Source organism: Nitrospirota bacterium (assembly GCA_040757335.1).
In the GTDB taxonomy this organism is placed as follows: Bacteria; Nitrospirota; Nitrospiria; order 2-01-FULL-66-17; family 2-01-FULL-66-17; genus JBFLXB01.
Map to the genome: position 1 here is coordinate 1 of JBFLXB010000003.1, position 13,418 is coordinate 13,418.

The following is a 13,418-nucleotide window of genomic DNA, read 5'->3' on the forward strand; positions in this document are numbered from 1 at the left end:
CACGGTCCACGGCTCCAGCAACCCCAACAGGTGTCGATACAGCTCGGTGTCGCGCACAGGAGGCCTCCCGGTGAGTGAAGGCCCCCTCTATAGCAGAATTCTCACCCACGGAAAAGCCGGAAGAACCCGAAATTCAAATCGTGGACACCCATGAATCCCTCGAAACCAGCGTTAGCATTGGCTTTGTAGCCTACTGACATCAAATAAGCCGGACACTACTGCGTACTGATAAACATTGAGGAGGCGACATTATGGAACGGTATACGACGCGATCGATCCTCTGGCGTGCGGTTGCGATCGCACTGATCGCGGGCGTCGCCCTCCTATTCTCGAGTCCATCCGGGAATGCCGAGAACGCGTTCGGCAACCCCAAGCGGGGCCAACAGATCTACGAGCGGCTCTGCACCCGCTGCCACGGCGTGAAACTCGACGGCCGCGGGCCCGATGCGCCGTCGCTGCGAAGCGCGCCGGCGGATCTGCAGTCCCTGAGTTCGCGGACCAAGAGCGACTGGGAGTTGCTGATCATCATCAGCTACGGGGTGATGTACACGCCCATGCACGGTTACCGGGATCTGTTGACCGAACAGGACATCAAGGATGTCTTGTCGTTCATCCGCATGGAGGCGCCGTTCAAGCCGCTGGCGTGACGGCGCCCCTCGCGGACGCGACCACGGCCATCTTCGAAGCCTCCATCGCAGCAATGAACCATTGCTGTGTACCGCCTTGACTTCGAAGGAAGCTTCGGTTAAAAACACGTCCTTCCTGTTCCCCTCGGGCAGTGCTTGGTGCGCGGGGGAATCTCCATGAGGACTGGCCCGGCAGGGGCTCCTACGCGTCGTCGCAACGTAGGCTGCCGTCGTCGTAACCACCAGGAGTTGACTCTGCATTCCGTCAAGACCCGTCAACGAAAGAGGCCAGGCCGCTTAGGGATCGTGGAGACTCTGCCTTCGTTTGCGTGTTGAAGAGGGCTGAAGAGCTTGGCATTGTGTTTGCGTGCTGGAGTATGAGTCTTGCTATGCGCGTCACACGCTGGGGTTTTATACAAGAGTCATTCCCGTGCGTTATCTCAGGATTTCTCAGGAGTTACACCATGATGCCCTACATTCAAAGAGATCTTTCTTTGGCTGAGGCTCTTGCTTCAAATTAAAGACAGGTGTCTCTTAATGTGACAGGTAAGGAGAGATGAGCTAAAACGATCAGGGGAATCGCCATGCGATGCGCTGTTCCCGGCTTGATGGAAGTTACCCGATCTTGCTTCGCCCTCATGTTGGTGCAGGCGGCCTTCACCACCTCTTCTACGCAAGCCGAGGAGCGGCACGCAGACGTGCCCGGTCTATCCAGTGATCTCGCACTTCTCCAGTCCGAAAACATAGTCTACTCTGCGTCGAAGCGACTGGAGGCGGTTAACACCACGCCGCTGGCGGTGTCCATCATCACCTCTGATCGGATCGATGCGCTCCCCGCTCGATACGTCCCCCAACTTTTTCGCTTGCTTCCAGGGGTCGACGTGATCCAGATCACCCGCACCGAGTTCACGGTTGGAATCCGCGGGTTTGCCAATGGAAGTAATTTTAGGCCGCGAGATGTCCTTGTGTTGGTCGATGGTCGGACCATTTATGATGACTTTTCCGGCAATATCGAGTGGGAGATCCTCGATTTCTTTCCGCAGGACGTGAGCAAGATTGAAGTGATCCGCGGCGGAGGTTCGGCCATCCACGGCGCGAACGCTGCTCGCGGCGTTATCAACATCATGACGCGGCCGCCCCAGGCTCTTTCACCCGTTGAAAGCGACACCACGGTTGCAAGCCAGTCGGCTTTTCGGCAGCGTCTGGCAACCGGTTTCGCAGTCGGCCCCTACACGCTGGAGTTTTCTGGCGGATTCGATCAGGCCGACCTGTGGAACCGGTTCGAAGGCATGACGTTAGAGGACCCTCAGGGGGAGCGGACGTGGCGCCTGCACGCTGTCGCGGCGCGCCCGCTCGCGGGGGGGGCGGAATTGCGCGCAGGGGGAGGGATCAACCAAGGCCAACTGCTCCAGCACACCACCTCGGGTAGCCTTGCGGACAACCATCAGACCACGGGCCATCTCCAGCTGGAATATGAGCATCCGGCGCTGTCGGTGCGCTCGTTCTGGAACAGCCGCAAGGTGAGTAAGTTTCAAGTCGATTCCGGAGACTTCATTTCCGACAAGTCCGAGGATCTCTATGACCTGGAAGTGGTCCATCGCAGTGCTCACCTCGGCTGGAGTCAGCTGTCCGTGGGAGGGGACGTGCGGCAGTCCGTTGTGAAAGCCTCGGATTTGGCCGTTGATCAGACGAGCCAGTTCAGCGGTGGTGTCTTTGCGGATGAACAGTTCAACGTCACCGACCAGTTCTTGGTCCGCCTTGCCGGAAGGTTGGATTACCACGAAGAAACGAATTGGCAGTTTTCACCACGCGCCGGCCTGACGTATCAGTTCCTTCCGGAACACACACTTCGGGCCTCGATCAGCCTCGGCTATCGTACCCCGACCATTTCAAACACATTTTTTGATTTCCCCCTCGGCCCGAGTTTTCGGCTCGTCGGAAACCCCGATCTAAAATCGGAGGAGTCCCTCTGGTATGAGCTGGGCTACCTCTGGCAGTCGGAATCCAATCTGACACTGGGCCTCGACGGATACTACGTGATTTCCGAAAACCTTATTCGGTCCACGTTCCAACCTCCGACGACGTTCACCTTCATCAATGACCCCGAGGATACGACCGGCGGTGGCGGAGAGTTGTGGGGGGAATATCGCCCTCGGCCCTGGCTGCACGTCATCGCCAATTACTCCTACGCCCGCTTTCGCCGAGGGTCTGAGGACGTTGACCTGACCGCGCCCCATAAGGCCAACGCCGGCATCCTGATCAACCTACCTCAGCGCATGACCGGAGCGGTGACGGTCCACTTTGTAGGTCCGACCTCATCGCCCTTCACATTCGGCGGTGCGCCGCAGGCCACCACGGATGTCGATTCCTATGTCCTCGTCAACACATCGATCGGATACCATTTGACTCCTGCAGTGAACGTGCGGATCGACGCTTTCAACGTGACCAACAACCGCCACCGGGAGATTCCGCCCGTCGGGGAGGAACTGCCGTTCGAGTTGAGCGCCATGCTTCAAGTCAGGATGTAACCGTCCAGCCGCGATAGACGGGAGGCCTGGGTTCAGATGTCCCGATGGCTCCACAACCGCTTCCTGGTTTTCGTTGGAATGATCTCTGCAGCCTTCGGAGGCATTGCCGAGGCCGCGGAACGCCCTTTCGTGGTGCTCGCGAGTTCCCAAATCAAGGCCTATCAAGATGCCGTAACCGGCGTCAGGGAAGGACTGCAAGGACATCGGGTCGTTACCTACAGTCTCGAAGGTAACCCGAACCGGATTCCCTACGTCGTCAACCAAATCTCTTTGCTCTCGCCTAAGGTTGTCATCGCCGTCGGTGGTCTCGCGGTCTTGGCACTCGATTCGCGCTCGGTGGACGCCAAGGTCGTGGCGTGCCTGGCGGTTGACGATGCGCAGGTCCTCGACCCCTCACGGTCTTGGGTGGTGTCCATGTACGCCGCCCCGCGAGAGATATACGCCCGCTTCCAGGAGTTTCTCCCGCACCATCGAATCGGCATCCCTCACCATCCAGAGCGGACAGGGCCGATCCTCCGCCCGATGATGGAGTTCTTCGAACAGACACCGATTCGCCTCGTGCCCATCGTCGTTCGTTCGCCCGGGGATCTTGCAGCCGCGTTGTCTGCGGCGCGAGCCGATATCGACGCCCTTTGGATCGTGCCGGACTCCAGTTTTCTGGACGAGCTCTCGATCAAGTACCTGCTGAGGTATTCGGTGGTCGAGCGGCTTCCGCTGATTGGATACTCCGACTGGTTTGCGCGAAGCGGAGGTCTGTTCTCCTTGATGCCCGACTATCGAGATTTGGGGATCCAGGCCGGGGAACTCGCCAGTCGAATCAACGCGGGGGAACATCCGTCGCATCTCCAGTTCGCGCGGAACGTGAAAACATTCATCAATCTCCGCGTCGCCAAGCAGCTCCGGATTCCCATCAGTCCGTCGCTGGCGGCGTTGGCCAATCGGGTTTATCCGTGATGGCATCAAAGCGTTTGAGAGACGCTCTTCCGACGATCGGGTTTCGTGCTCGTTTTCTGGTTTTGGGCGCCGCTTGGATGATACTGTGCAGGGTGCTGCTCACGGCCTATCTCATTTCGCAGGCAAGGTACGCGTTGCTGGAGATCGCGCTCCAGCACGGTGTGAGCGTCGCCTCCGGCGTCGCCAAGGAGGCGGCCATCTACCTCCACGCGGGAGACGGTGGCGCCCTCGAACAACTCTTACGCGAGGCCAACAAACAGCCCGATGTGATCGCCGCCACCGTGGAACGAGACGGGCGGACTTGGGGACGGGAGATTTCGCGCATCGAGGGCTTCCACCCGCGATGGTTCGGGGGAATGCCCAACGCGTTCGGCGACGCGGCGCGGTTGGTGAAGGCCGATGACCATCGAGCCATCGAAACGCGAACCCCGATCGTCATCCATCAGTCGTCGGACGTCTTGTCCGACCAAACGGCCCCGGGCCTGTCGCTCGAACCGAGAATCGTCGGCCACGCGGTCGTCATCGTGTCGGTCGAGCGGATATTCGCGCAGATGGACGCTCTGGTTGCTCGTTCCATCGGCGTGTGGGCGCTCTTGCTCGGTGCGGGGCTGTTAGCCGGGTGGTTGATCTCGGGGATGATGGTCTCGCCGCTCAAACAGTTGGCTGATAGTGCCCGGGTGTGGACCGGCGGCGTGGATCAGACGCCCTCCGACTCCTCGGCGCTCGCGACCCATCGGGATGAAATCCGATCGCTGTGGGGTTCTCTGACCGCGATGAAACACGCGCTCGATCGGAAAACGCACGAAGTCGCCCGTCTTCAGGGAAGCTTCGACGACGCGGTGCGCCTCCACACGGCCGATCTGCAAGATATGAACCGACGTCTGAGCGACATCATTGCTCTCAAGAACGACCTCCTGCTCCAGGTATCTCATGAGGTCAAGACGCCGCTCACGGCCCTGGCGAGCCTTGTGAGTAATCTCTACGACGGCGTGACCGGAGAATTCGCCCCTCGCCAGAGAAAGTACCTCGCGCAGGTGATGGCGACGACCAACCAAATCAAGCATCTGCTGACCACCCTCCTTGAGTTCGCGATGGCCGAAACTGGCAGGATCCACCTTGACCGTCGAGTCGTCGACATCAATGTTCTCGTCGAGTCCGCGCTCGATGTCCTGCAGCCGTTTCAAGAGGGGCGAGGCATCTCGTGCGTCGTGTCCGAGTCCCTGCTTGGGGTGCGGGTGGTCGCCGACCCCGACCGGGTTCAGCAAGTGCTTCTCAATCTGATTCATAACGCAATCAAGGCCAGCTCGCCGGGGTCGACGGTGGTGATCGACGCCCGCACAGAGGGATCGGATCTCACTATCAGTGTTCGGGATTCGGGCCCGGGAGTGCGCCCGTCAGAGCGGGCCACGCTGCTTCGTCAGCCGCTGCCTTCAGAGAGCCGGCGTCACGGCGGCGGAGTCGGGTTGTACATCTGTCGATATCTGGTTGAGCTTCACGGAGGCCGGATCTGGTTTGAAAGCGAGGTCGGGAACGGAGCGACATTTTACTTCACTCTTCCCGCGTCAGAGGGGACGGCGGTGTCCTCCCAGTCGCCCAACCGGACGTACCGATGACCACCTCGGCGCGCGTCCTAGTGGCAGACGACGATCCCTCGATCCGGCTCGCGCTCTGCGATCGCATCGCCAGTTTGGGACACCGGGTCTTCGAGGCCGCGTCGTGCGGCGAGACGCGTGAGGTGCTCAAGGCTCGCGAGCTCGATCTGGTCCTCTTGGATTGGCAACTTCCCGACGGGGGCGGCATGGCCTTACTCGAGGAGATTATCAAGCTCGGCGAATCGATCGAGGTGATTGTGATCACGGCATATGGAACGATCCCGGCGGCCGTCGAGTCGATTCGGCGCGGAGCCTTCGATTTCGTGACGAAACCGTTCGAGTTCGTGGATTTCGAAGCGCGGATTGAGAAAGCCTTGGAGTGCCGACGTCTCAAGCGCGAAACGGCGTCCTTCCGGGCCGAGCGTATGGCGGACTTCGCCAAACGCGTGGTGGCGACGAGCGGGAAGATGGCTGCGTGCGTCGAAGCCGCGCGACAGGTCGCAATCACCGAGACCACGGTCTTGATTCTCGGCGAAACGGGTACCGGCAAAGGGGTGTTGGCTCACTACCTTCACGCAGCCAGCTCTCGCTCCGACAAACCCTTCGTCGTGCTCAGTTGCACCAATTTCTCGGAACACTTGGTGGACGACGAGCTGTTCGGGCACGAGCGGGGTGCCTTCACGGGTGCGAACGAGCTAAAGCGCGGGAAAGTGGAGCTGGCCGACGGCGGGACCTTGTTTTTCGACGAAATCGGCGAGTTGCCCCGGGCCCTTCAATCCAAGTTGTTGCGGTTCCTGGAGGACCGGCGATTCACGCGCGTCGGCGGGACGAAAGACCGCGAAGCGGACGTCCGAGTCATCGCCGCCACGAATCGGGATCTCCTCCAGGAGGTCAAGCGGGGCACGTTTCGTGAGGATCTGTATTACAGGCTCCATGTATTTCCAATCACCCTTCCTCCACTGCGCGACCATCGCGAGGATATCCCGGACCTCATCCATTGCTTCCTGCGGGAACTGGGGAACGAACAATCACGGAAGGGATTCGCCATTCAACCCGAAGCGGTGCGGCTTTTGATGAAGCACGATTGGCCCGGAAACGTGAGGGAATTACGGAACGTTCTCGAACGGGCGACCGTCCTCTCCCCCGATGGAGAGATCCGACTGGAACATCTTCCACCACTAGCCCCGCCGCCCATCTTCTGTCCCGAGAGCGGTACGCACAAGGAGCGTATGGCGGCCTTCGAAAGGGCTCTCATCCTTTCGACGCTCGAGCGCACCCATTGGAACCAATCCGAGGCCGCTCGCCGGCTCGGCTTGAATCGCACTCACTTCATTCAAATCATGCATCGCCATGAGATCCGCGTTTCAAAGGGTCCGGGCTCTGAATCGCGCCTCGAACCCGAGGAATAGTCGGGCCTGTCGGTCGGAAGACCGACACGTGTTCGTGGCAGGGACACCTAATTCGATGCTGCAGACGAAAGGCCGGATGTTCCGTCCACGGAATCTCTGGAGTTCTCGCCGATAGAAACACCAGATATTACAAGCCAGTTCCTGAAAAAACCTCAAGATCGATTTGTCACCTGTCGTCGCTTGGTCCGAGCCCCCAGGGATCAGGGGCATGGCACTTGCTTTCTCACCTGTCGGTTTCAGCCATTCGGTCCCTGCTGTCGGCAAGGAATGGTGCCGATGAAAACGATCGTGGTGGTGACTGCGGACCCCAAGATCGCACGAGCCTTGTCCGAGTTGGTGGGGAGCGTGCTTCGTGAGGTCTGCGATGGTCCAGCCCGGGTACTCTGCGGGTGCTCGGCCGAGGATATTCGGTACATATTGCAGGATCAGCCGATCGACCTTCTGATGATCGACTATCTCCTTGCGGACATCCGCAGTCTCGATGTCGCCCGGTGGTTGGGGTCGGGGCTGGACCGCACCGCCAAAATCATTCTGACGAACAACGGTCAAGTCGCGGCCGAACCATGGAACTACATCGGCTCAGAAATCAGCGAGGTGTTGTCCAGACCGTTGGGCCGGGAATCTCTCAAACAGGCCTTGCGTCGCTACCTCACGAAGAATTGATGGACCGTATTGCAGCAACATCAATTTTCGACATGAGAAAGTCAATTTAGACAAGGGTTTTGCGTTGAAGCCCGTGGGCGACTTCCATAGGATGCGCCTCATCACCGAAGGTCCCGTGGGGATCGAAAAAGTCAATTTGAGACATGAAAAAGTCATTTCGGACAGGGCTTTAGGATTGAAGCCCATGCTTAGCCTCAGTAGAATGAGCCCCTCAACTTATTACCCAATCCTGGCATGTTAGCGCTTCGAATGTCAGGCGGTGGAGGGTCTCCGTTGCCACGCACCCGCTCCACCACGCGCGCGAGGCGAGGTATCGCGCGCGTGATGGCTCACCTCGAGATGAACTATCCCCAAGCCATCGGTCTCACCGAGCTGGCGGCGCTTGCCGGGATTCACCCGAGCCATTTGTGCCGAGAATTCAAGAAACACGTGGGATGCTCGCCATTGGAACACCTGAAGAGAGTGCGGATTCAACGTGCTTCGGTGTTGCTGCGGGAGTCGGACAAGAGCGTCAAAGAAGTCGGTTTCTCCGTGGGGTTCAAACGTCCCGAAGCGTTTTCCAAGGCTTTCAAAAGGGTCATCGGCTGCTCGCCACGGCATTTTCGATCCCCCCGGTAACAACAAGGAGAGCAACCATCCCGCCAAAAATCAAATTTCGACATGAAAGAGTCATTTTTGACAGGGGTTTTGCGTTGGAGCCCGTGAGTAACCCCGGTAGAATGAGCGCCTGAACGCACTACCCCGAGCGTTGGCCGCGCAGGTACCATGAAAAAGCCTGCGTGGGGGGGGCTGCTCGAAGGGGGTGGGCCCCCTTCGAGGGGTCACAGGCCCCCGCTTTTCGGGGCCGTCCTAGGGGCGCGAGCCCCTGGGAAAGCAGGGTGCGGAGTAGTTCAGCACCCTGCTAGCGGAGGGCATCGCAATGATCACCATTGTGATCGTCACCCAAGAAGCGCATATCGCCAAGGCGATGGCTGAGCTGATCAGCACCATCGCTGCCGAAGTCCAACCCGGTGCGACGCGCGTCCTCCCGGCGTGTACACCCGATGATGTTCTGAACATCCTCGCCAGGGGGCCCATCGATGTCTTGATCGTCGAGCACCGTCTGAACGGCACGACCGGGTTCGAATTGGTTCGGTGGCTCGAGACCGGGTTGACCAATGCGACCAAGATCCTGCTGACCGACGACTCCCGAATCCTGTCCGATCCTTGGACCTTCCTGGGCCGCGACTTCAACGCGGTGCTGCCGCGCCCGCTCGGACGACAATCTCTCAGGCTGACCCTGGAACGGTGGCTCCATCCGTCAATGCGACGGAAGGCGCGACGCCGGGGCCATGCCGGACGACGAGCGGAGGCGTCGCGGTAGAGCCCGCTTCTGTCTGCAGACGGCGGCGGTCGCGGATGTTCCGCCAGTCCCCCTCCGACTCGCGGCCGTCGTCGTCTCCCCGATCGGCCTGGCGGTAGGGCGAGAGAATGCGTGCACCATCACATAGTGCTGTAGCGTAGTCCCTTCACGAAAGAGCCGGTCCCTTTGGCGAAAAAGCGGCATCCACATTCATCTCCGTATTGATCGGGAGGGCTGGGCCATGCGCGACGGGCAGATCGTACTGAAATGGACGACGAGGGTTGCCGCTCATGTTTGCCTTGCGGCCGTGCTTTTAAGCCTGCAAGGGCTGCAAGCCAGGACGGCGCAGGCCCATACCTTTGCCGGGATGTGGGGCAGCCTGAACCAGGTCGGACCTGGAACCGCGGCTACCGAGTTCGCCCGACCAACGGGCTTGGCCACGGACTCCAGCGGCAACGTCTACGTCGTGGACGGCAACAACTTCCGGGTCTGCAAGTACACCGACACAGGAGTCCCAACAGGATTCAATAGCGATGGGACAGGCCCGACCTGTATCGGCAGCGCGGCGGCTGGAAACGGTCAGCTTCTGCACCCGTTTGCCGTGGCCATTGATTCCGCGGCGGGCGCGATCTACATCGGTGATTCCGACCTGCATAGAGTCTGCAAGTGGACGCTTAACGGCGGAGCGTTTGAACGCTGTTGGGATGGCTCGGCGTCGAGCGCCGGACCGTTCAATTTCGATAATGCGCACGCCCTCGTCGCGCGGGCCTCGTTGGTCTATGTCGTGGACACGGGGAATCATCGGGTCTGTAAGTTTGATTCCTCAGGATCAGCCGTCAACTTCACCAGTACGCTCAGTCCCTGTATCGGCAGCTTTGGAAGCAGTGGCGGGCAGTTCAATGAACCTGGCGGAATTACGCTGGACGGGGCGGGCCGTTTGTACGTGGTGGATAGTTTCAATGCGAGAGTCTGTCGATTCAACGCCTCGGGGACGGAAGATACCTCCTTTGGAAGTGGAAGTTTTGGCTGCGTGGTCGATCTCGGCCCTATATGGGGGTCCTTCAACTTCTTCACCGGCCATGATGTGAAGGGGATCGACGTCGACAGTTCAGGCAACGTGTATGTTGCTGATCCCGGGAATAATCGATTTTGCAAGCTGGATTCTTTCGGAAACCCGGTGGGGTGCCCAGGATCACGGGGCGTCGGCGGCGCAAACAGCAACGGCCAATTCCAGACTCCAACCGGGCTGGCCGTCTCTGGTGGAAACGTCTATGTCACAGACACGTTCAACCACCGAATTCAGAAGTTTGACCTCAGCGGGGATCCAGTCATTGTTTCAGGAACACAAAATTGGTGGGGAAGCAATGCCACGGATCTGGGGGATACGAACTATCCCGTCGGTGTCGCGGTCAACTCCAGCGGCAGTGCCGTGTATGTCACCGAGGTATTCAATCATCGGGTCTGTAAGTTTAATAACTCGGTGAGCCCAGTGGTATTGGACACCAGCTTTGACCCCATTGAGTTGGACGGCTGTATTGGAGGTTTGGGGAGCGGGCTGGGTCAATTTGACTCGCCGGGGGCCATCGGCATTGACGCGAGTGAAAATATTTATTTGTCGGATACTCGGAACGGTCGGGTCTGCAAATTTAGCTCGTCGGGTACCTTGGTGTCATCGTTTGGTGGCGCCACTGGTTGTATCCCGGTTTCCGGGCTTGCCGTAGATGCCGGATTGGCGGTCTACGACGATGGACTGGGCACGCCCGGCAGTATTGATCTGTACGTCTCACGGCGGTCTGACGTGTGTAAATACACGGGAGACGGTTCTGTGGTCAGTTGTCCCTGGGTCGGGGCACCGGACGTCACCGGGGCCGGTGGGATCGCGGTCCATCCGGCCGACCGTAACATTGTGTATGTGTCCGACTTTCTCAATCCTCGGATCATCGAGTTTAACGCGAATGGCGTGCTCCAGCGTGCCTGCGGCAGTATCGGCACACTTCCCGGCCAATTTGCGTTGTACGCACAGTATGGCCTGGCGGTCAACGCAGCAGGGAGGGTGTTCGTTGCTGGCCGGACGACGACTCATTGGATGCAAGAATTAAACGGAATCGATAACCAATCCACCTGCGGCACGGTCGAGCATACGTGGGGAACGTTGAATAACACCACGGGCAATTTCCACGCGCCATGGGGGGTGGCGGTTGACGGCAACGACACGGTGTACGTGGGAGATGCAGGCAATATTCGCGTGCAGAAGTTCTCTCCCTCGGTCGATACCGACGGCGATGGCCTGCCGGATAGCTGGGAAATCCAGTATGGTTTGAATCCCAATGATGCCACCGGCAGCAACGGAGCCGATGGCGATCCCGACGGCGATGGCTTGACCAACCTCCAGGAGTATCAGGGAGGCACAGACCCCACCGCCTTGCTCCTGTTCTCCAGAGACGGCGGAATCACTGGTGACTCACTGGGCACGTCCGTGTACAACGGCGGCGACGTCAACGGGGACGGAGTGAAGGACCTTGTTGTCGGCGTCGGGCAGGTCTTGTTCACGAACGTTCCCCCACGCGGACCATCAGGTCCTGGGCGGGTGGACGTGTATTCGGGCATGCCGCCTCACAATCTCCTGTTCTCGATTCCAGGGGAATCGTTCGGCGACGAGTTCGGGTATTCCGTGTCGGGGGCGGATTTCAACAACGACGGATTGACCGATATCGTGGTCGGCGCGCCGCGACGGAACGTTGGGGCGGTTGTCGGTGCGGGGTCGGTCTACGTGTACCTGAGTAGTCCTCCGTTTGATGGGTCGTTGAGGGCTCACGGCTCCTATCAGTGGCGGCGAGACGGGACGGCCACGAACGACTACCTCGGGTTTCATGTGGGGGCGATCAACTCCGATGTGGACGGCGATGGCATAGCGGATGTAGTTGTGGGAGCGCCTCAGTTCAACATCTCGTTTACCGGTCCAAGCGGCGAACAGCCGGGGACGGGAGAGCTCGGTCGAGCGTACGTCCTGTCTGGGTCAACAGGTAGCCCCATTCATTCGCCGGCGGGACAGACCGCCGGCGAGCACTTTGGAGTGTGTGTGTTCGGAATTGGGGATCTCGACAACGACGGCCGGGCCGAGTTTGTGGTCGGCGCGGCATTCTTCGACGCGGAGGATGTGTTGAACCCGGGCACGTATCGGTCCAACGTTGGTCGCGCCTACGTGTTCAACGGGGTTGACGGGTCGATCCGGCACGTCATTGAAAACCCCACCGGACTCGCCCAGGAGGTCTTCGGCCTTTCAGTGACCGGGGGAGGGGACTTCGATGGGGATGGTGTGCCGGACTTTGCGTTCGGCGCACGCGACGCTGACCCCGGAGGGCTTGTGGATGCTGGCAGCGTCTTTGTCTACTCCGGAGCTACCGGTGCGCTGCTGAACCGGTTCGACGGCGAGAATCCCGGAGACAATTTCGGCGGTTGCTGCGGGGCCATCTCCCTGACCGGCGATGTGAACGGCGACAACCGCGCAGACCTCGTCGTGTCTGCGCCCAACGCCGATCCCGGAGGGCTGGTCGACGCAGGGACTGTGTACGTGTACAGCTACGATGGAGCGTCGTATGGATTGATCCACCGCTTCGATGGCCAGGCTCCTGGTGATCATATCGGCACCTTCGAGTTTTGCTTCTGCGGCGGGATTGCCAACGACGGTGATATGAACGGCGATGGGCGGGCGGAGATCGTCATCGGGGCTCCGAATGTGGAAGCCGGTGGGCTTGCCGATGCCGGCCGCGTGTATGTCTACAGCATCCCGGGACCGACCGCGCCGTTCGACTCAGATGGCGACGGCGTGCCGAACGGTTCGGACAATTGCCCAGCCGTGCCCAACCCGGATCAGACCGACTTTCCGGATGGCGACGGCATTGGAAATGCGTGCGACGTGGATGACGATAACGATGGCTTGCCGGATAGCTGGGAGAATCAGTATTTGCTGGATCCTGAAGATGCGACGGGGAGCAATGGCGCGAGTGGCGATCCAGATGGGGATGGTGCCACCAATCTACAGGAGTTTCAGGCGGGCACTGATCCTCAAGACCCTGACAGCTATCCGTTGGGCGGTGACGCGGACGGCGACGGGTTGCCGGATGGGTGGGAGAGCGCCAATGGCTTGAGCCCCACGAGCGCGGCCTGCCCGGACGGGGCGGACTGTGACTTTGACGGGGACACCTACCCCAACGTGGCGGAGTACCTGGCGGGTACGGGGCCGACCGATGGGGGCAGCGTGCCGCAAAGCGCGATCACGGGCTTCAGCTACACGCTCTTTGACT

9 protein-coding genes are annotated in these 13,418 nt (G+C 59.9%); all 9 read left to right on the forward strand.

Annotated elements, in window-relative coordinates; all coding sequences use genetic code 11:
- The first annotated feature begins 251 nt into the window (after positions 1-251).
- Positions 252-647, forward strand: a complete 396-nt coding sequence (locus AB1451_02805; GenBank protein MEW6681837.1) for a cytochrome c — start codon at positions 252-254, stop codon at positions 645-647.
- 617 nt (positions 648-1,264) lie between these two features.
- Entirely contained in the window at positions 1,265-3,154 is a 1,890-nt protein-coding gene (locus AB1451_02810) for a TonB-dependent receptor (GenBank protein ID MEW6681838.1), read from the forward strand.
- 78 nt (positions 3,155-3,232) lie between these two features.
- Positions 3,233-4,108 carry an ABC transporter substrate binding protein gene (locus AB1451_02815; GenBank protein ID MEW6681839.1) on the forward strand — a complete coding sequence of 292 codons (876 nt, stop codon included), beginning with the start codon at positions 3,233-3,235 and terminating at the stop codon, positions 4,106-4,108.
- A gap of 77 nt (positions 4,109-4,185) precedes the next feature.
- On the forward strand, positions 4,186-5,721 hold the full coding sequence (locus AB1451_02820) for a HAMP domain-containing sensor histidine kinase (protein MEW6681840.1): 1,536 nt from the start codon (positions 4,186-4,188) through the stop codon (positions 5,719-5,721).
- Positions 5,718-7,109 carry a sigma-54 dependent transcriptional regulator gene (locus AB1451_02825; GenBank protein ID MEW6681841.1) on the forward strand — a complete coding sequence of 464 codons (1,392 nt, stop codon included), beginning with the start codon at positions 5,718-5,720 and terminating at the stop codon, positions 7,107-7,109. The genes AB1451_02820 and AB1451_02825 overlap by 4 nt, the downstream gene beginning before the upstream one ends.
- 276 nt (positions 7,110-7,385) lie before the next feature.
- Positions 7,386-7,772 carry a hypothetical protein gene (locus AB1451_02830; GenBank protein ID MEW6681842.1) on the forward strand — a complete coding sequence of 129 codons (387 nt, stop codon included), beginning with the start codon at positions 7,386-7,388 and terminating at the stop codon, positions 7,770-7,772.
- Positions 7,773-8,096: 324 nt separating this feature from the next.
- Complete coding sequence (locus tag AB1451_02835; protein ID MEW6681843.1) at positions 8,097-8,390, forward strand: helix-turn-helix transcriptional regulator; 294 nt, start codon at positions 8,097-8,099, stop codon at positions 8,388-8,390.
- A 301-nt stretch (positions 8,391-8,691) separates the two neighbouring features.
- Positions 8,692-9,135: a hypothetical protein gene (locus AB1451_02840; protein ID MEW6681844.1), complete on the forward strand. Its 444-nt coding sequence runs from the start codon at positions 8,692-8,694 to the stop codon at positions 9,133-9,135.
- A 220-nt stretch (positions 9,136-9,355) separates the two neighbouring features.
- Positions 9,356-13,418: FG-GAP-like repeat-containing protein (locus AB1451_02845; protein MEW6681845.1), on the forward strand; the 4,063-nt coding region annotated here is incomplete at its 3' end.